15 protein-coding genes are annotated in these 18,077 nt (G+C 68.3%); all 15 read right to left on the bottom strand.

Annotated elements, in window-relative coordinates; translation table 11 throughout:
• Positions 1-97 precede the first annotated feature (97 nt).
• Positions 98-1,543, bottom strand: a complete 1,446-nt coding sequence (locus GUY23_RS10245) for a glutamate synthase subunit beta (protein WP_166972034.1) — start codon at positions 1,541-1,543, stop codon at positions 98-100.
• On the bottom strand, positions 1,536-6,236 hold the full coding sequence (gene gltB / locus GUY23_RS10250) for a glutamate synthase large subunit (protein WP_166972036.1): 4,701 nt from the start codon (positions 6,234-6,236) through the stop codon (positions 1,536-1,538). Before gltB ends, GUY23_RS10245 begins: the two co-directional genes overlap by 8 nt.
• Before the next feature lie 188 nt (positions 6,237-6,424).
• The gene (locus tag GUY23_RS10255) at positions 6,425-7,492 is read right to left on the bottom strand and encodes a prolipoprotein diacylglyceryl transferase (RefSeq protein ID WP_166972038.1); all 1,068 of its coding nucleotides are present in this window, start codon (positions 7,490-7,492) and stop codon (positions 6,425-6,427) included.
• Positions 7,489-8,280 carry a tryptophan synthase subunit alpha gene (gene trpA, locus GUY23_RS10260; protein WP_166972040.1) on the bottom strand — a complete coding sequence of 264 codons (792 nt, stop codon included), beginning with the start codon at positions 8,278-8,280 and terminating at the stop codon, positions 7,489-7,491. The genes GUY23_RS10255 and trpA overlap by 4 nt, the downstream gene beginning before the upstream one ends.
• On the bottom strand, positions 8,277-9,491 hold the full coding sequence (trpB, locus tag GUY23_RS10265) for a tryptophan synthase subunit beta (protein WP_166972042.1): 1,215 nt from the start codon (positions 9,489-9,491) through the stop codon (positions 8,277-8,279). The genes trpA and trpB overlap by 4 nt, the downstream gene beginning before the upstream one ends.
• A gap of 127 nt (positions 9,492-9,618) precedes the next feature.
• Positions 9,619-10,416: an indole-3-glycerol phosphate synthase TrpC gene (gene trpC / locus GUY23_RS10270; protein ID WP_166972044.1), complete on the bottom strand. Its 798-nt coding sequence runs from the start codon at positions 10,414-10,416 to the stop codon at positions 9,619-9,621.
• Positions 10,413-10,682 (bottom strand): HGxxPAAW family protein, encoded by a 270-nt coding sequence (locus GUY23_RS10275; RefSeq protein ID WP_166972046.1) that lies wholly within the window; start codon positions 10,680-10,682, stop codon positions 10,413-10,415. Before GUY23_RS10275 ends, trpC begins: the two co-directional genes overlap by 4 nt.
• Before the next feature lie 97 nt (positions 10,683-10,779).
• Entirely contained in the window at positions 10,780-11,361 is a 582-nt protein-coding gene (locus GUY23_RS10280) for a Trp biosynthesis-associated membrane protein (protein WP_166972048.1), read from the bottom strand.
• Between the two features lie 5 nt (positions 11,362-11,366).
• Positions 11,367-12,920, bottom strand: coding sequence for an anthranilate synthase component I (gene trpE, locus GUY23_RS10285; protein WP_166972050.1), 1,554 nt, complete (start codon positions 12,918-12,920; stop codon positions 11,367-11,369).
• Positions 12,910-13,266, bottom strand: coding sequence for a phosphoribosyl-AMP cyclohydrolase (hisI, locus tag GUY23_RS10290; RefSeq protein WP_166972052.1), 357 nt, complete (start codon positions 13,264-13,266; stop codon positions 12,910-12,912). Before hisI ends, trpE begins: the two co-directional genes overlap by 11 nt.
• The gene (hisF, locus tag GUY23_RS10295) at positions 13,263-14,027 is read right to left on the bottom strand and encodes an imidazole glycerol phosphate synthase subunit HisF (RefSeq protein ID WP_166972054.1); all 765 of its coding nucleotides are present in this window, start codon (positions 14,025-14,027) and stop codon (positions 13,263-13,265) included. The genes hisI and hisF overlap by 4 nt, the downstream gene beginning before the upstream one ends.
• Before the next feature lie 9 nt (positions 14,028-14,036).
• Positions 14,037-15,539, bottom strand: a complete 1,503-nt coding sequence (locus tag GUY23_RS10300; RefSeq protein ID WP_166972056.1) for a carboxyl transferase domain-containing protein — start codon at positions 15,537-15,539, stop codon at positions 14,037-14,039.
• Positions 15,540-15,549: 10 nt separating this feature from the next.
• A complete protein-coding gene (locus GUY23_RS10305; protein ID WP_166972057.1) occupies positions 15,550-16,746 on the bottom strand; it encodes a CaiB/BaiF CoA transferase family protein in 1,197 nt (398 codons plus the stop codon).
• 2 nt (positions 16,747-16,748) lie between these two features.
• Positions 16,749-17,159: a PH domain-containing protein gene (locus tag GUY23_RS10310; protein ID WP_228282203.1), complete on the bottom strand. Its 411-nt coding sequence runs from the start codon at positions 17,157-17,159 to the stop codon at positions 16,749-16,751.
• Between the two features lie 31 nt (positions 17,160-17,190).
• The gene (gene hisG / locus GUY23_RS10315; protein ID WP_166972061.1) at positions 17,191-18,030 is read right to left on the bottom strand and encodes an ATP phosphoribosyltransferase; all 840 of its coding nucleotides are present in this window, start codon (positions 18,028-18,030) and stop codon (positions 17,191-17,193) included.
• Between the last annotated feature and the right edge of the window lie 47 nt (positions 18,031-18,077).

Below are 18,077 nucleotides of genomic sequence, written 5' to 3' on the forward strand. Positions count from 1 at the left end.
ACCGCGACGGCCGGTTCGACCCGTCCGTCGCGGTGCGTTCTCGTTCGCAGACCGACGCCTCAGCGCGCCGGTATCTCAATGCTTGACACAGATCATCTTAGCACTTGAACCCGGTGTCGCGCGGGCCGACCGGGGACGGCAGCCGCGTCGAACCGGTGAGGAACGTATCCACCTCGGCTGCTGCGGCACGCCCCTCGGCGATCCCCCAGACGATGAGCGACTGGCCCCTCCCGGCATCTCCGGCGACGAAGACGCCCGGGGTCGCGGTCTGATACGAATCGTCGCGGGCGAAGGCCCCGCCCTCACCGAGTTCGAGCCCGAGGGCCTCCGACTCGGGTCCGGAGAAGCCGAGGGCCAGCAGGACGAGATCGGCTTCGAGGACGTGTTCGGTGCCGGGGGTCGGCACGCGACGGCCGTCGAGGAACTGGGTCTCGGCGACCTCGATTCCGCGGACCCGAGAGCCCCCGTCGCTGACGAAACCCGTCGTCGAGGCGAGGTAGCGCCGCACGCCGCCCTCCTCGTGGGAACTCTGCACCTCGAAGATCCGCGGCACGGTGGGCCAGGGATCGTTCTCGCTGCGATCGGTCGGGGGCTTCGCACCGATCGCCAGGGTCGTCACCGAGGCCGCCTTCTGACGCAGGGCGGTGCCGAGGCAGTCCGCGCCGGTGTCTCCGCCGCCGATGATGATGACGTGTTTGCCGGCCGCATCGATCTCCGGCGTCGCGGCCTCCCCGGCCTGTGAGCGATTCGAGGGCACGAGGTAGTCCATGGCGAACTCGACGCCTTCGAGCTCCCGACCGGCGACGGGCATGTCCCGGGGCACGGTCGCCCCGGTGCACACGAGGACAGCATCGAAGCGGGCGCGCAGATCCTCCAGGCTGAGGTCCGAGCCGATCTCGACCGAGGTCTCGAACCTGGTGCCTTCTGCCCGCATCTGCTCGAGGCGACGGTCGATGTGGTGTTTCTCGAGCTTGAAGTCGGGGATTCCGTAGCGCAGCAATCCGCCGAGGCGGTCGTCGCGTTCGTAGACGACGACCGTGTGCCCAGCGCGGGTGAGCTGCTGAGCGGCGGCGAGTCCGGCGGGTCCGGAGCCGATGACGGCCACGGTGTGCCCGGTGATCCGCTCCGGGATCTCCGGCGTGATCAGCCCGGCGGCGAAGCCCTGGTCGACGATGCTCACCTCGACCTGCTTGATCGTCACCGCCGGTTGATTGATGCCGAGCACGCAAGCGTTCTCACACGGTGCCGGGCACGCCCGGCCGGTGAACTCGGGGAAGTTGTTCGTCGCGTGGAGCAGTTCGACGGCGCGAGAGAGCTCGCCGCGGTACATCGCATCGTTGAACTCCGGGATGAGGTTGCCCAACGGGCAGCCCTGGTGGCAGAAGGGCACACCGCAGTCCATACAGCGTGAGGCCTGCCGGCGCAGCTGCTCGGGGTCTCCTGCCTCGTAGACCTCGCGGTAGTCGAGCAGTCGGATCGGGACCGGACGGCGTTTGGGCGTTTCGCGCTGGGGAACAGTGAGGAATCCGTGCGGATCAGCCATGGGTGACCTCCAGAATGGTGTTCCAGGCGGCGTCGGAGTCCGGGGAGTGCCCGGCTGCGGCGAATTCGGCCTGGATGTCGCGCACCGCCTGGTACGCGACGGGAATGATCTTCGTGAAGCGGGAGAGGACGTCCTGTCCGCGGCGCAGTCCGCTCAGCAGCTCGGACGCCAGCGGTGAGCCCGTCCACTCGACGTGTTCGTCGAGGAGGCGCTCGAGCACCGTCATATCGTCGACTCCGACCCCGGTGAACCGGAAGACACCGGCCGCACGTTCGTCGGGATTGAGACGTGCCGGGTTGAAGTCGAGGACGTAGGCGGTGCCGCCGGACATGCCGGCCGCGAAGTTCCTGCCGGTCCCGCCGAGGATGACGGCGATGCCGCCTGTCATGTACTCCAGCCCGTGGTCGCCGATGCCCTCGACGACCGCCTCCGCGCCGGAGTTGCGGACCATGAACCGCTCCCCCACCTGGCCGGAGACGAAGAGCTTGCCCGAGGTGGCGCCGTAGCCGAGGACGTTGCCGGCGATGACGTTGTGCTCGGGTCGGGTCCGGCTGCCCTCGCCCGGGTGGACGCTGATGGTGCCGCCGGACAGGCCCTTGCCGACGTAGTCATTGGCGTCGCCGGAGAGGTCGATGCTCACGCCTGCGGGCAGGTAGGCGCCGAGCGACTGCCCGGCCGTGCCGTGGAGCTCGAGTCGGATCGTGTCCTCGGGCAGCCCGCGCTCGGCGTGTGCCCGGGTGACGTGATGGCCGAGCAGGGTGCCGGCCGAGCGGTCGGTGTTCTCGATGACCGAGCTGATCGTCACCGGCTGGCCGGTCGCGATCGCCTCGCTCGCCTGATCGAGCAGGCGCAGGTCGAGTTCTCCGGCGAAGTCGCGGATGACGGGGCCTGCGCACTTGCGCGGGCCCTCTGTCGACCCGTTGAGGTCGGTCGGCACGGTGAGGATCGACTCGAGATCGAGGTCGAGCCCCGAGGCGGCCGCGCGTTCTTCGTCGATGCGCAGTCTCTCGACCGCACCGATGGCGTCGTCGAGGGAGCGGAAGCCGAGTTGGGCGAGATAGCCGCGCACCTCCTCGGCGATGAAGGTGAAGAAGTTGACGACATGGTCGGCCTGACCCTGGTACCGCTCGCGCAGCACGGGGTTCTGGGTGGCAACCCCGACGGGGCAGGTGTCCTTGTGGCACACGCGCATCATGATGCAGCCGGAGACGACGAGGGCGGTGGTCGCGAACCCGAACTCCTCGGCGCCGAGCAGGGCGGCGATGATGACGTCGCGTCCGGTCTTGAGCTGACCGTCGACCTGGACGCTCACGCGTTCGCGCAGACCGTTGAGCACAAGCGTCTGCTGTGCCTCGGCCAGACCGAGCTCCCAAGGGGTGCCGGCGTGCTTGAGTGAGTTGAGCGGGCTCGCGCCGGTGCCGCCGTCGTGTCCGGAGACGAGGACGACATCGGCTCCGGCCTTCGCCACACCTGCGGCCACGGTCCCCACGCCGATCGCCGAGACGAGTTTGACGTGGACGCGGGCGCGGGCGTTGGCCCGGCCGAGGTCGTGGATGAGCTGGGCGAGGTCCTCGATCGAGTAGATGTCGTGGTGCGGAGGCGGGGAGATCAGTCCCACACCCGGGGTCGCGTGACGGGTCTTCGCAATCCACGGGTAGACCTTCTCGCCCGGCAGCTGTCCGCCCTCACCGGGCTTCGCTCCCTGGGCCATCTTGATCTGCAGATCATCGGCCTCGGTGAGGTAGTGGCTGGTCACGCCGAAGCGGCCGGAGGCGATCTGTTTGATCGCCGAGCGGCGTTCGGGGTCGAGGAGACGGTCGGTGTCCTCGCCGCCCTCGCCGGTGTTCGACTTCCCGCCGATCCGGTTCATCGCGATCGCCAGGGTCTCGTGGGCCTCCTTCGAGATCGAGCCGTAGCTCATCGCCCCGGTCGAGAAGCGACGCATGATCGCCTCGGCCGGTTCGACCTCGGAGATGTCGATCGGGCCCTGCTCGTCGGGGACGAGGTCGAAGAGTCCGCGCAGGGTCATCAGCTCCCGCGACTGCTCGTCGATCATCGACGTGTACTCGGAGAAGATGTCGAAGCGCTTCGTCGCGGTCGCGTGCTGGAGCTTGAAGATCGTCTCCGGGCTGAACAGGTGACCAGGACCTTCGCGGCGCCACTGGTACTCGCCGCCGACCCGCAGCGGACGGTGAGACGGCTTCGGGTGATCGTCGCGGTAGGCGTCGGCATGCCGGGCCGAGGTGTCCGCGGCGATGTCGGCGAGAGTCTTGCCCCCGAGCTGGTGCGGGGTCGAGGTGAAATAGCGCTCGATGAGATCGTCCGCGAGTCCGACGGCTTCGAAGGTCTGCGCGCCGTGGTAGGACTGGACGGTCGAGATGCCCATCTTCGACATGATCTTCAGCATGCCCTTGTTGAGTGCGGACAGCACGTTCGCCACGGCCGCGGTCTCACTGACTCCGCGCAGACGGTCGGCGCGCACGAGTGCCTCGGCGGTCTCCATGAGCAGGTACGGGTTGACCGCCGAAGCGCCGAAGGACACCAGGGTGGCCGCATGGTGGACCTCGCGGACGTCTCCGGCCTCGACGACGATGCTCACCCGGGTCCGTGTCCGCTCACGCACGAGATGGTGATGCAGTGCCGAGGTGAGCAGAAGCGACGGGATGGGCGCGAGGTCGGCCGTCGACCCACGGTCGCTGAGCACGATGAAGACCACACCCGCCTCGACAGCGGCGCTCGCCTCGGCGCACAGCGCCTCGATCCTCGTCTCCATCGCATCGGGTCCCGCGTTGACCGAGTAGAGACCCGACAAGGTCACCGCCGGACGCGGATTCTCTGTGCCCAGGTGCTCCCCGCGGATGTGGGCGATCGCGGCGAGTTCGTCGTTGTCGATGACCGGCCGGCGCAGCACGATGTGCGCAGAATCCGGATGATCGTTGTTGAGCAGGTTGCCCTCGCGGCCGAGTCCGGCGGCCATGGACGTGACGATGTGCTCGCGGATCGAGTCGAGCGGAGGATTCGTCACCTGCGCGAAGTTCTGGTGGAAGTAGTCGAAGAGCAGCCGCGGTCGCGTGGACAGTCCGGCGATCGCCGTGTCGGTGCCCATCGCTCCGAGCGGTTCGGCACCGTTCTCGGCCATCGGGGAGATGAGCACACGCAGCTCCTCCTCGGTGTAGCCGAAGGTCCGCTGACGACGGCGCACCGAAGCCTGCGGGTGCGTGACGTGGACGCGTGTGGGCAGCTCCTCGAGACGCTTCGAGCTCTGCTTGACCCACTCCTCGTAGGGATGCTGGGTCGACAGCTGGTTCTTGATCTCGGTGTCCGAGATGATCCGTTCGGTCTCGGTATCGACGAGGAACATCCGGCCCGGGGTCAGACGACCACGGGCGACGACGTTCTCCTCGGGCAGGTCGACGACCCCGGTCTCGCTGGCGAGGACCACGGTGTCCTCGGTCATCACGTAGCGCGCCGGGCGCAGGCCGTTGCGGTCGAGCACAGCGCCGGCAAGGCGGCCGTCGGTGAATGCCACGCAGGCGGGACCGTCCCACGGCTCCATGAGCAGCGAGTGGTATTCGTAGAAGGCACGGCGGGACTCGCCCATACCAGGGTTGTTCTCCCACGCCTCAGGGATCATCATCAGCATCGCCTGCGGCAGCGATCGGCCGGAGGCCTCGAGCAGTTCGACGACGGCGTTGAACGACGCCGAGTCGGAGGCGCCGGGAGAGATGATGGGACACAGTCGGTCCACGCTCGTACTCGTCGTCGGCACCGGGGAGGTGAGCAGTTCGGAGCTCAGCTGGGACTCCCTGGCCTGCATCCAGTTGCGGTTGCCGCGCACGGTGTTGATCTCGCCGTTGTGGGCGATCGTGCCGAAGGGCTGTGCGAGCTGCCACGACGGGAACGTGTTCGTCGAGAACCGAGAGTGGACGAGTGCGATCCGCGAGGTCAGGCGCTCATCGCTGAGCTCGGTGTAGTAGCTGGCGAGCTGCCCGGTCGAGAGCATGCCTTTGTAGGTGATCGTGCTCGGAGACAGGGACGGGAAGTAGATGCCCTCATGGTCGAGGCGCTTGCGGACGATGAACGCGCGCCTGCGCAGGTCGGCGTCGTCGCGAGCGGGGTACCGTACGTCGAGGCCGAAGAAGACCTGACGCATCCGCGGCTGAGTATCAAGAGCGATGTCACCGAGCACCGAGTCGTCGCGGGGAACATCCCGGTATCCGAGAACACTCAGTCCTTCCTCGGCGGCGATGCGGCTGACGGTGGCCTCTTCGGCGTCAGCATTGCTGTGGCCGACCTGCGGCAGCTCGCTCGTGGCCGCAGGACTCACGGCGGCTTTCCGACCGACGAGGTCGGCCCGGTAGTCCTGGGAGAAGAATCCGATGCCGGCTGCGTACTGCCCCGGCTCCGGAAGGGTGATGCCCTGTGCCGAGAGCTCCTCGGCGAAGTAGTCATGCGGGATCTGCAGGGTGATGCCTGCTCCGTCGCCGGTGCCCTCGTCCGAGCCGATGCCGCCGCGGTGTTCGAGCTTGCGCAGCGCGGTCAGCGCCTGATCGACGACCTCGTGGTCGGCGTCTCCGCGGTAGCGGACGATGAGAGCGAGTCCGCAGGCGTCATGTTCAAGGGCCGGATCGTAGAGTCCTGCCCGGCCTGGCGGGGCCGGAGTTTTCTGGCTCGGCGAAGTCCTGTGATTCATATGGGGCCTTCTCGGGGTTGTGACGGTCTCCGAAAAGACGACGCTGTCCTCTGCGGCTTGGGCAAGCCCGGAGGCGTGGCCAACCGGGCGGCGGCTGTGAAATGGCTCTCACAGCCGGTATAACAACTTACACCCCGGGCCAGTGGATGCCAAAGTCAGGAAAGGAGCGAAAGGTGAACCAATTCGTCTCAGTCTTCGGACGAACCACGATCATCGTCGCGGACCGACGGCGTGGAGGTTCCCCTCACGTCGGGCACGATCGAGATCGCCGAGGTGACCGCTCCGAAGAATCCGAAGCTGTGCCGACCGGCGAGCTGCGCGACCGCCTCGCCGTCCTCCGGCACGGCGGACTCAGGGGAGGTCCCGCGCGGGTCCGTGCTCGCCTCCTGTGTGTCCGCGGGTTCGGGGATCCGGGACACCGAGGGCAGCGGAGCCGAGGAGGTCCTGGAGTCCGCAGACGTCGGCGACGGGACTGCCCCGGGGATGTACGGGGCATTGATCTCGTAGGTGTGTTTGCCGCGCCGGTGACGACGTGCCAGCGTGCGGGCCCCGTGGGTGTAGACGCCGGTCTCCTGGGTGCGATGGCGCATCCGGGAGACGATGAGCCAGACGACGCCGATGAGCAGGGAGAGAGCAGCCGTCCAGAGGTTGACGGGCAGACCGAGCAGCAGGCGGGCGTCCTCCGCCTCGGGTGTGCCCAGCCGCACGCCTTCGAGGAGGACGCGGCCGAGGCTGAACAGGCACAGGTAGAGGGCGAAGACCTGGCCGTAGCCCAGACGCAGGCGCTTGGCGACGACGATGAGGACGATGCAGGCCAGAAGGTTCCAGATCGACTCCGCCAACACCGTCACGAACTCCGTGCGTCCGGCGAACCAGTCGCTGAAGGCTCCGGCGACATGGCCGAGGATGAGGCCGGGTGCGACGGAGTCGAGCAGCGGCAGGAAGCGGATGCCCTGGAAGCGGGTGAGCAGCCAGACGGCGAGCAGTCCGATGAGGCTCGCGCCCCAGAAGCTGAAGCCGCCGTCCCACAGCGCAAGGGCCTGCAGGGGGCGACTGGAGGGACCGAAATAGGTGTCGGGCGCGGACAGGAGATGACCGATCCGGCCGCCGATGACGGCGGCGGGCACACTGACGACCGCGATCGCCCACATGTCTCCGCGGTGGCCGCCGCGAGACTGCCACTGAATGCTCGTCATCCACAGGGCGAGTCCGAGGCCGAGAGCGATGAAGACGACCCAGGCAGGGCTGAAGCTCATGCACACCCTTCGGCGAGCTCGGCGGCGAGGCGGCCGAGTCCGGCCACGCCGTCGGAGTCCAGTGCTCTGACCAGTGCGGAGCCGACGATGACGCCGTCGGCGTATGCGGCGACCTCGGCGGCCTGCTCACGGGTCGAGACTCCGAGTCCGACGCAGACGCGTTCGGCGCCGGCCTCCCCCAGTCGGGAGACGAGTCCGCGGGCGTGGTCGTCGACCTCGGAGCGGACACCGGTGACGCCCATGGTCGAAGCGGCGTAGACGAAGCCGCGGCTGGCCCCGACGATCCGGTCGAGCCGTTCGGGCGTCGAGGAGGGTGCGGCCAGGAAGATCCTGTCGAGGTCGTAGTCGTCGGAGGCGGTCAACCAGTCGCCGGCCTCATCGGGAATGAGGTCGGGGGTGATGATCCCCCCTCCGCCGGCGGAATCGAGGTCGCGGGCGAAGTCCGCAACGCCGTATTGGAGCACGAGGTTCCAGTAGCTCATGACCACGGCGGTCCCGCCGGCCGAGGCGATGGCCTCGACGGCAGTGAAGACGTCAGTCGTGCGCACTCCGGATTCGAGTGCCGCTTCGGCGGCGTGCTGGATGACCGGACCGTCCATGCCGGGGTCCGAGTAGGGCAGACCGACTTCGATGATGTCGACGCCCGCGCGGACGAGTTCGACCATCGCCTCGACGGATCCGTCGACGCTCGGGAATCCGACGGGCAGGTAGCCGATGAGGGCGGCGCTGCGTCCCGCCTCGGCGACGGAGTCCAGCGTCGTGCCTGTGCGTGGACCTGAGTGCGTCATACCTGCACCGCCCCTTCATCGATGTAGTCGAACCATGTCGCTGCTGTGGTCATATCCTTGTCGCCGCGACCGGAGAGGTTCACGAGCAGGACCGCGTCGGGGCCGAGCTCGCGGCCGATGCGCATCGCTCCGGCCAGGGCGTGGGCGGATTCGATGGCCGGGATGATGCCTTCGGTGCGCGAGAGCAGGCGCATGGCCTCCATCGCCTCATCGTCGCCGACGGGTTCGTAGGTCACGCGGCCGGTGTCGTGCAGGTGCGAGTGCTCGGGACCGACCGACGGGTAGTCGAGTCCCGCCGAGACGGAGTGCGAGGCACGCGTCTGGCCGTCGGCGTCCTGGAGGATGTAGGTCGCGGATCCGTGGAGGACGCCGGGGCGTCCGCCGGAGAAGCGGGCGGCGTGACGACCGGATTCGATGCCTTCGCCGCCGGCTTCGAAACCGTAGATCTTCACCTGTTCATCGCCGAGGAAGGCCGCGAAGAGGCCCATGGCGTTCGATCCTCCGCCCACGCAGGCGCACACGACGTCGGGCAGTCGGCCTGCCGCCTCGAGGATCTGCTCGCGGGCCTCGACGCCGATGACGTTCTGGAAGGAACGGACCATCGCAGGGAACGGGTGGGGCCCGGCGACGGTGCCGATGACATAGTGGGTGGCGGCGACGTTGGCCACCCAGTCGCGCATCGCTTCGTTCATCGCATCCTTGAGGGTGCGGGTGCCGTTGGTCACGGCGTTGACCTTCGCTCCGAGCAGTCGCATCCGGGCGACGTTGAGGGCCTGTCGCTGGGTGTCCTCCTCGCCCATGTAGACCTCGCACTCCATGTCCAGCAGTGCGGCGACGGTCGCGGTGGCGACGCCGTGCTGTCCGGCACCGGTCTCGGCGATCAGCCGGGTCTTGCCCATCCGCTTGGCCAGCAGAGCCTGACCGAGGGCGTTGTTGATCTTGTGGCTGCCCGTGTGGTTGAGGTCTTCGCGCTTGAGGAACACGCGTGCTCCGCCGCAGTGCTTCGCGAAGCGGGTCGCTTCGGTGAGCAGGGAGGGCCTGCCGATGTAGTTGCGCTGGTAGTCCAGGAGCTCATCGGTGAAGGCAGGGTCGACCTGGGACTTGCGCCAGGTCTCCTCGATCTCGTCGAGCGCCGGGATCAGCGCCTCAGGGATGAACCTGCCGCCGAACGCACCGAAGTACGGTCCGGTCTCCTCGCTCACATCGGTCATTGCGGTCCTTCTCGATCTCCTCGTGGCCGTGTGCGGTCGAGGCTGTGCCTCGTGCCCGGACGTCGGCCGGATGGGTGCCGGTCTTCGCTCATGGTCGGTCACAGGGACCGGTGGGAGCGGTCGGGGTTCAGGATGCGGACACTCGGCGGCGTTCCCGACCGACCGCTGTGTACTCTTCGACGGCTGCCTGCGGACGGCCGCCGGTGACGAGGGCTTCGCCGACGAGCACGAGATCGGCTCCTGAATCGGCGTACTTCGCGACCTCGGCAGACCCGGCGACACCGGATTCGGCGACCAAGGTGACCCCGGCCGGTGCCAGTTCCGCCAGCGGAGCGAAGCGGTCGGTGTCGACGCTGAGGTCCTTGAGGTTGCGGGTGTTGACTCCGATGAGTTCGGCGCCGAGGTCGACGGCGGTCTCGAGTTCGTCCCGGTTGTGGGTCTCGACGAGTGCGGTCATGCCCAGTTCCGTCGCCAGGGCGTGGAACTCGCTCAGCTGTGCGGAGTCGAGTGCCGCCACGATGAGGAGCACGATGTCGGCGCCGTGGGCGCGGGCTTCGTGGAACTGGTATTCGTCGACCATGAAGTCCTTGCGCAGGACCGGGATGTCGACGGCCGCGCGCACCGCATCGAGGTCGTCGAGGCTGCCGGAGAAGCGTCGGGACTCCGTGAGCACACTGATCGCGCGGGCTCCGCCGGCGGCATACAGGCCTGCCAGGGTGCCCGGGTCGGGGATGTGCGCGAGGTCTCCGCGGGACGGGGACTTGCGCTTCACCTCGGCGATGACGCCGAAGTCGGAGTGGAGGTCGAAGGTGCGGGCCGGTGCTGCAGCCTGCGCTGCCGCGACGATCTCCGGCAGCGGGACCGCGTTCCGGCGTGCCTGCAGGTCCTCACGCACACCGGCGACGATGTCGTTGAGAACCGTCATTTGCGCTTCGGCTTGTTGCCCAGTCCGACGGCGCGCAGGATCATGCCGACGACGAGGCCGAGGGCGACGATCCCGATGGAGATGTAGGTGATCATCGGATTGTGGATCGTGAAGCCCACACAGCCGACGCAGACGCCCACGAGCATGATGATGACGCCGGTCCATCCGGCGACGGAGTTGCCGTGGCCGGGATCGGCGATCGCTGCGTAGTCGATCGTGGATTTGTCGAGATCAGAGGCCCCGTTGCGGGCGAGGGACTGCGACATGGTGCTCCTTAGTGTGGCTGCGTGGCACGCTGGTGGGATTCTTTCCTCCATTGTGTCACGCTTCGTGCGCGGACCGGGCACCGGCCCGGTCACAAGGTCATTTCGAATCGGGCGCGTCGTCGGCCTCGGGGCCGTCGGCGCCGTCGTCGGCCCCGGAGTCTCCCGCATCGTTCGCGTCGGGTTCGCCCGGGAGGTCCTCTCCACGGGAGAGAGCATCCCAGGCTGCAGCGGAGTCGAACTCGCCGTCGGCGGCCTCAGCGGTGCGAGCGTAGCGGTTCGAGTTCGTCCATCTCGCCGAGGCGGTCGCCACCCAGATGATCCCGATGACCCCGATCCCGGCCGCCACGGCGGCGATGATCGGCCATGAGGTGGCGCCCGGTGCGCCGGCGGCGGTGAGTGCGGTGATGCCGTACCCCACGGCGGCGACGGCGGCGAGCCCGAGCACGACGAAGCGTCCGATCCTGCCGAGCATCGCGGCGAGCAGGCCGGTCACGGCGATGATCGCCACACACGCTGTGGCCACCGGCGAGGCCTGAGAATTCGCATCGTCGGTGACCTCGGCCACACCGCTCGGGCCGAGCGTGTCGCCGACGGCTCCCGCCTGCCAGGCCGAGATCGTCAGCGCCCACAGGGCGGCGGCGATGACGAGGACGATGAGCACCCCGCGCGATTTGGTCATCCGGATCACTCCTGACCTTCCGCGGCGACCGCTGCGGCGTTCGCGACGGCAGCCGCCCGCAGCACGGCTGCGGCCTTGTTCTCCGATTCCCGGTACTCGGTCTCGGGCACCGAGTCCGCGACGAGTCCGCCTCCTGCATAGACGCTCATCGTTCCGTCTCTGAGAACACCGGTGCGGATGGCGATCGCCAGATCGAGGTCGCCGGTGAAGGACATGTAGCCGACGACTCCCCCGTAGATGCCGCGGCCGATGGGTTCGAGCTCGTCGATGATCTGCAGGGCGCGGGGCTTAGGCGCTCCGGACAGGGTGCCGGCGGGGAACGTCGCCCGCAGGACGTCGACGGCCGTGGTCCCGGGGGTGAGCTCCCCGCGCACCGTCGAGGAGATGTGCATGATGTGGCTGTAGCGGACGATGTCCATGAACTCGCTGACGTCGATGGTGCCAGCGGCGCAGACCTTCGCGAGGTCGTTGCGGGCGAGGTCGACGAGCATGAGGTGCTCGGCGCGTTCCTTCTCATCGGCCAGCAGTTCTCGGGCCAGGGAGTCGTCGGCCTCGGGAGTGGCCCCGCGGGGCCGGGACCCGGCGATCGGATGCGTGACCACGTCGCCGGAGCGGACGGTGACGAGCGCTTCGGGTGAGGAGCCGATGATGCTCGCCGGCTCGCCCTCATCGTCGTGAAGATTGAGCAGGTACATGAACGGGCTCGGGTTCGAGTGCCTCAGCATGCGGTAGACGCTCAGCGGCTCGGCCGCGCACGGGGTGTCGAAGCGCTGGCCGAGGACGACCTGGAAGGCCTCCCCGTCGACGATCTCCTGCTTCACCTGGTTCACCCCGTCGAGGTAGACCTGCCTGGGTGTCCGGGTGGTCACCTCGGGTTCGGTGGGGCGGACGTCGAGGATGTCGGCCGGGCTGGGTCTGCGCAGGCGATCGAGCATCGCGCTGATGCGTGCGACTCCTGAGGCATGCGCTTCGTCGATGCCGGTGTCGGCGCCGTTGACGTTGAAGACGTTCGCCACGAGCGTGACCGTGCTCGCGTAGTGATCGTAGACGGCGATGTCGCCGGGGATCATCAGCTGCACGGTGGGCAGGTGGTGTTCGTTGGGGCGGGGTGGTCCGAGCCGTTCGAAACGGCGGATGATGTCCCAGCCGAAGTAGCCGACGAGACTCGAGACCATCGGCGGCAGAGTCGACTCGTCAGAGCCGACGGCGAGCAGTTCGAGTGTTGCTGTGACGGCGTCGAGGACATCGCCCTCGGTCGGGATCCCCACCGGCGGGGTGCCGGTCCATCTGAACCCGTCAGCGGTCGAGAGCAGGGTGGCGACCGGGGCTGAGCCGATGAAGGAATACCGCGCCCAGGAGCCGGCGACGGCGGATTCGAAGAGGAAGCTGCCGGGACCGCCGTCGGTGAGTTTGCGGTAGAGGCTCAGCGGAGTCTCGGAGTCCGCGAGCACCTGGGTGTGGACGGGCACGAGCCGGTGCCCGGCCCCGAGCGAGCGGAATTCTTCGAGGCTGGGTCGGATCGGCAGCTCGCTGTCGGTCGCCGAGTAGTCAGTCGGCACTGATGGTCCTTCCGGTGAAGCAGGTCGGTGTGTTCGTGTGGCAGGCGGGGCCGGTCTGGTCGACGCTGAGCAGCAGGGTGTCGGCGTCGCAGTCGAGGCTGAGTGAGCGCACATGCTGGACATGCCCCGAGGTCTCGCCCTTGACCCAGTACTCCTGGCGGGAGCGCGACCAGTAGGTGGCCCGTCGCGTGTCCAGGGTGCGCCGGATCGCCTCGACGTCCATCCAGGCGAGCATGAGCACCTCGCGGCTCGTGGCTTCCTGGACGACGACGGGCACGAGCCCGTCCGCATTGGGGCGGATGAGTTCCTGCCAGTTCTCGGGGGTCGCGTCGGCATCACGGCTCATCGGACTTCGATCCCTTCGGCGGCCAGCGCCGCCTTGACCTCGGCGATGCTCAGCGTCCCGAAGTGGAAGACGCTCGCGGCCAGGAGCGCATCGGCACCGGCGGCGACGGCAGGGGCGAAGTGTTCGACCCGGCCGGCTCCCCCGGAGGCGATGAGCGGGACGTCGACGGCGGCGCGGGCGGCCGAGATGAGTTCGAGGTCGAAGCCCTCCCGGGTGCCGTCGGCGTCGATGGAGTTGAGCAGGATCTCACCGACTCCGCGGTCGGCGGCCTCTCGGATCCAGTCGATCGCACAGCGGCCGGTGCCTTCGCGTCCGCCGCGGGTGGTGACCTCGAATCCCGACTGAGTGCTCGCCCCCTGAGTGCGCCGGGCGTCGAGTGAGAGGACGAGGACCTGGTTGCCGAAATGATGGGAGATCTCGCTGATGAGTTCGGGCCTCACCACCGCCGAGGTGTTGACGGACACCTTGTCCGCACCGTCGCGCAGCAGCCGGTCGACGTCGGAGACGCTGCGCACTCCCCCGCCGACGGTCAGCGGGATGAACACCTGTTCCGCGCAGGAGCGGACCACGTCGTGGACGGTTTCACGGTCTCCGCTGCTCGCGGTGACGTCGAGGAAGGTGAGTTCATCGGCCCCGGATTCGCCGTAGCGGTGTGCGAGTTCGACAGGGTCTCCGGCATCCTTGAGATCGGCGAACTTGACCCCCTTGACGACACGTCCGCCGTCGACGTCGAGGCAGGGGATGACTCTGACAGCTACCACTCAGTCCTCCTAGATTCCCAGGCCCCGATAGCGATCCATCCTGCGGGCCAGTCGCCTCGCCGAGGGTTCGCGCATGAGCGAGATGAGTTCGTATTCGAGTGTGGCACCGACCCGGGCGACGAAGTCCAGCGGCTCGTCGCTGGCATCGGGGGCTTCGGCGATGATCCGGTCGACGACGCCCGTGGCCTTGAGCATGGGGGCATGCACCCCCTGGCGCTGAGCCATCTCCGGCGCCCTGTCCACGGTCCGGTGCACGATCGCCGAGGCGCCCTCGGGCGGCAGCGGTGAGAGCCAGCCGTGTTCGGCGCTGAGCACTCGGTCGGTCGGGATCAGTGCCAGCGCCCCTCCGCCGGACCCCTCACCGAGGATGAGGGACACCGAGGGCGCGTCGAGGTTGGCGAGGTCGGCGAGGCTGCGGGCGATCTCACCGGCGATGCCGCCTTCTTCGGCTTCCTTCGACAGGGCGGCCCCGGGAGTGTCGATGACGGTCACCAGCGGCAGGTGCAGCTCGGCGGCCAGGCGCATTCCGCGGCGTGCCTCACGCAGCGCGGCCGGTCCCAGCGGGGCGCGGGAGTCCTGCCGGAACCGGTCCTGACCGAGCACGATGCACGGAGCCGAACCGAACTTCGCCAGGGCCAGGAGCAGTCCGGGGTCCTTCTCCCCCTCGCCGGTGCCGTTGAGCGGGAGCACGGTGTTCGCGGCGGTGCGCAGCAGGTCGCGCACTCCGGGCCGTTCGGGGCGGCGGGAGCTCGTGATCGCCGACCACGCGTCGGAGTCCGGGTCGACCTCGGCGGGAGCGGTGTCCGGGTTCGGGACTGGTGCGGGCACCTCCTTGGCACCCATGAGCACGTCGAGGACTCGAGCGACGGTCGCGGTGATCCGTTCGGGGCCGATGACGGCATCGATGATGCCCATCTTGTGGAGGTTCTCCCCGGTCTGCACATTCTCCGGGAACTTCTCCTCGTAGATGGCTTCGAAGACACGGGGTCCGAGGAACCCGATGAGCGATCCGGGTTCGGCCACGGTGACGTGTCCCAGCGATCCCCAGGAGGCGAAGACCCCACCGGTCGTGGGGTGGCGAAGGTAGACGAGGTAGGGCAGACCGGCGCGGCGGTGGGCGACGACGGCATTCGTGATCTTGACCATCGACAGGAAGGCGATCGTGCCCTCCTGCATCCGCGTGCCGCCGGAGGCCGGGCCGGCCAGCAGCGGCAGACCCTCGAGGGTGGCGCGTTCGATGGCGTCGACGAGACGTTCGGCGGCGGCGACGCCGATCGAGCCGGCGAGGAACCGGAACTCCCCGGCGACCACGGCGACCCGACGGCCGGCGATCGTGCCCTCACCGGTGATGATGGCCTCGTCGACCCCGGACTTCTCCCGGGCGGCGGCGAGTTCGGCGGCGTAGCCCTCCGAGATCCCTCCTGCGGGTGCGATGGGGTCGGTGTCCCAGGAGACGTAGGAGCCCTCGTCGAGGACGATGTCGACGAGTTCGTGTGCGTTGAGACGTGCCATGTCGACCTGCTCAGTTTCCGTCGGCGAGCCACGCGGCGATGGATTCGGCGTCCTCATCCAGCAGCGGCGGGGCGTCGTGGGCGGTGCGGGTCGTCTCGACCTCTCCGTCGGCGTCGGCGTCGAAGAAGCGCAGCGGCGGTCCGGGCAGATCGATGTCGCCGAGGACCGGGTGGTCGACGGAGACCTTGAGCCCCTGGCTCAGTGCCTGGTCCCATTCGTAGACCTCGGGCAGGGTGCGCACGGTCCCGGCGGGGATGCCTGCTGCGGTGAGCTTCTCCAGCAGCTCCGCGGAGTCGAAGGCTCCGAAGCGATCTTCGATGACCTCGATGAGCGCGGGGCGGTTGGCCACGCGGGAGGCATTGTCGGCGAATCCGTCTGCGGCTGGGTCGATGTCGAAGGCCGCACAGAACTTCTGCCACAGGTTCTCGTTGCCCACGGAGATCTGCACAGCACCGTCGCGGCAGGCGAAGAGTCCGTAGGGAGACAGGGACGGGTGGTGGTTGCCGCCGGGCTGGGGTTCCTGCCCGGCCACGGTGGCCCGGGTGCCCTGGAAGGCGTGGACGCCGACCATGCCGGCGATGAGCGAGGTGCGCACCACCTTGCCCTTGCCGGTGCGTTCGCGTTCGAGCAGAGCCGCGAGGACTCCGTAGGAGCCGTAGATGCCGGCGAGAAGGTCGGCGATCGGCACTCCCACGCGCTGCATGTCCTCAGGCCCGGATCCGGTCAGGGACATCAGCCCGGCCTCGCCCTGGGCGATCTGGTCATAGCCGGCACGCCCGGCCTCGGGGCCGTCATGGCCGAAGCCGGTGATCGAGAGGATGACGAGGCGGGGGTTGATCTCCAGGCACCGAGCGGTGGAGAAGCCGAGCCGGTCGAGGACGCCGGAGCGGAAGTTCTCGATGAGCACATCGGCACGGGCGATGAGCGCGGTCAGCGTGTCCGATCCAGTCTCGGATTTGAGGTCGAGGGCGATCGATTCTTTATTGCGGTTGCACGAGAAGAAGTAGGTGGCCTGGGGATCGTCCTCGGGTCCGACGAAGGGCGGTCCCCAGGAGCGCGTGTCATCGCCCCTGCCCGGGTTCTCGACCTTGATCACTCGGGCACCGAGGTCGCCGAACATCATTCCCGCGTGGGGTCCGGCGAGGGCACGGGAGAGATCGACGACGGTGTATCCGGTCAGCGGCCCCGTCGGTGTCTCGTTCGCCATTCCTAGTCCTCCTTGAAGTGGGTGCGTCTGCTCACGAGCATACGCAATCGTGCGACCTCCGCGTGGGCGCGGGGGCCGTCGGCATGCTGGATCGCCATCACCGGGTACGTGGTGCCGTCGGCGAGGTCGAGCAGCGGCCAGGGATCGTCGCCCTCGGATGAGAACGTCACCCCGAGGATCTGTCCCCATTCGAAGCGCCGTGTGCGCACCATGTTCCGCACCACCAGCCCGGTCTCGCTCGGCCTGGCATGGATGTCGGCGATGCGCAGCAGCGCCGCTCCGAACAGGATGCCCAGCAGGTTCATCCATATCATGTCGAGCACGGTCCAGGGTTCCCAGTCCACGGCGAAGAGCGCCACGGACAGGATGGCGAAGCCGGCGAACACGACGACGGCGCCGACGAGGCTGATCACACGCACCTGTCGGGGCCGGAAGATCCGCAGATCAGATTCGGCAGGCGCCAATGTTCGTCACCAGGATCGCACGAGCTCCGACTCCGTAGAGGCGGTCCATGACGTTGTTGACCTCCTTGGCCTCGACCATCACCCGCACGGCGACCCAGCCGGTCTCCTGCAGGGGTGAGACCGTCGGGGACTCGAGTCCCGGGGTCAGGGAGATCGCCTCGGGCACGAGCCGCTCTTCGATGTTGTAGTCGACGAGCACGTACTGCCGGGCGACCATGACGGATTCGAGGCGGCGGCGGAGGACGCTGATGCGGTCCTCGGCACCCTCGCGTTGGATGAGCACGCCTTCGGATTCGAGCAGCGGCTCACCGAAGGTCTCGAGCCCGGCGGCGCGCAGCGTCGAACCGGTCTCGACGACGTCGGCGATGGCGTCGGCGACGCCGAGCTGGATCGAGACCTCGATGGCCCCGTCGAGCTGGACGGTCTTCGCGTCGATGCCGCGACGTTCGATGTCGGCGGCGACGAGGTTCGGGAAGCTCGTGGCGATGCGGGCCCCGGCGAGTTCGTCGGGAGAGCTGAACGTGCCGGCGGTGCCGGCGTAGAAGAACCGGGAGGCGCCGAATCCGAGGCCGAGCACTTCCTGTGCTTCGACCTGCGACTCGAGCAGCAGGTCCCGGCCGGTGATGCCGGCGTCGAGGATGCCCGATCCGACGTAGACGGCGATGTCGCGGGGCCGCAGGTAGAAGAATTCGACCCCATTGACCTCATCCTGATGGACGAGCGTCTTGGTTCCGCGTCGAGTGGAGTATCCGGCCTCGCTGAGCATGTCGGAGGCGGCTTCGGAGAGTGCGCCCTTATTGGGCACGGCTACACGCAGCATGGGGTCCCTTGTGAGTTGTGGGGCTGAAGGTTCGGGCGGGTGTCGCG

It is taken from the genome of Brevibacterium atlanticum, assembly GCF_011617245.1.
GTDB lineage: Bacteria > Actinomycetota > Actinomycetes > Actinomycetales > Brevibacteriaceae > Brevibacterium > Brevibacterium atlanticum.

What these genes read in the sequence shown, in the direction of transcription:
- GUY23_RS10245 (WP_166972034.1), bottom strand. Translation starts at nt 1,543, where the DNA reads ATGGCTGATCCGCACGGATTCCTCACTGTTCCCCAGCGCGAAACGCCC.
- gltB (WP_166972036.1), bottom strand. Translation starts at nt 6,236, where the DNA reads ATGAATCACAGGACTTCGCCGAGCCAGAAAACTCCGGCCCCGCCAGGC.
- GUY23_RS10255 (WP_166972038.1), bottom strand. Translation starts at nt 7,492, where the DNA reads ATGAGCTTCAGCCCTGCCTGGGTCGTCTTCATCGCTCTCGGCCTCGGA.
- trpA (WP_166972040.1), bottom strand. Translation starts at nt 8,280, where the DNA reads ATGACGCACTCAGGTCCACGCACAGGCACGACGCTGGACTCCGTCGCC.
- trpB (WP_166972042.1), bottom strand. Translation starts at nt 9,491, where the DNA reads ATGACCGATGTGAGCGAGGAGACCGGACCGTACTTCGGTGCGTTCGGC.
- trpC (WP_166972044.1), bottom strand. Translation starts at nt 10,416, where the DNA reads ATGACGGTTCTCAACGACATCGTCGCCGGTGTGCGTGAGGACCTGCAG.
- GUY23_RS10275 (WP_166972046.1), bottom strand. Translation starts at nt 10,682, where the DNA reads ATGTCGCAGTCCCTCGCCCGCAACGGGGCCTCTGATCTCGACAAATCC.
- GUY23_RS10280 (WP_166972048.1), bottom strand. Translation starts at nt 11,361, where the DNA reads ATGACCAAATCGCGCGGGGTGCTCATCGTCCTCGTCATCGCCGCCGCC.
- hisI (WP_166972052.1), bottom strand. Translation starts at nt 13,266, where the DNA reads ATGAGCCGTGATGCCGACGCGACCCCCGAGAACTGGCAGGAACTCATC.
- GUY23_RS10300 (WP_166972056.1), bottom strand. Translation starts at nt 15,539, where the DNA reads ATGGCACGTCTCAACGCACACGAACTCGTCGACATCGTCCTCGACGAG.
- GUY23_RS10305 (WP_166972057.1), bottom strand. Translation starts at nt 16,746, where the DNA reads ATGGCGAACGAGACACCGACGGGGCCGCTGACCGGATACACCGTCGTC.
- hisG (WP_166972061.1), bottom strand. Translation starts at nt 18,030, where the DNA reads ATGCTGCGTGTAGCCGTGCCCAATAAGGGCGCACTCTCCGAAGCCGCC.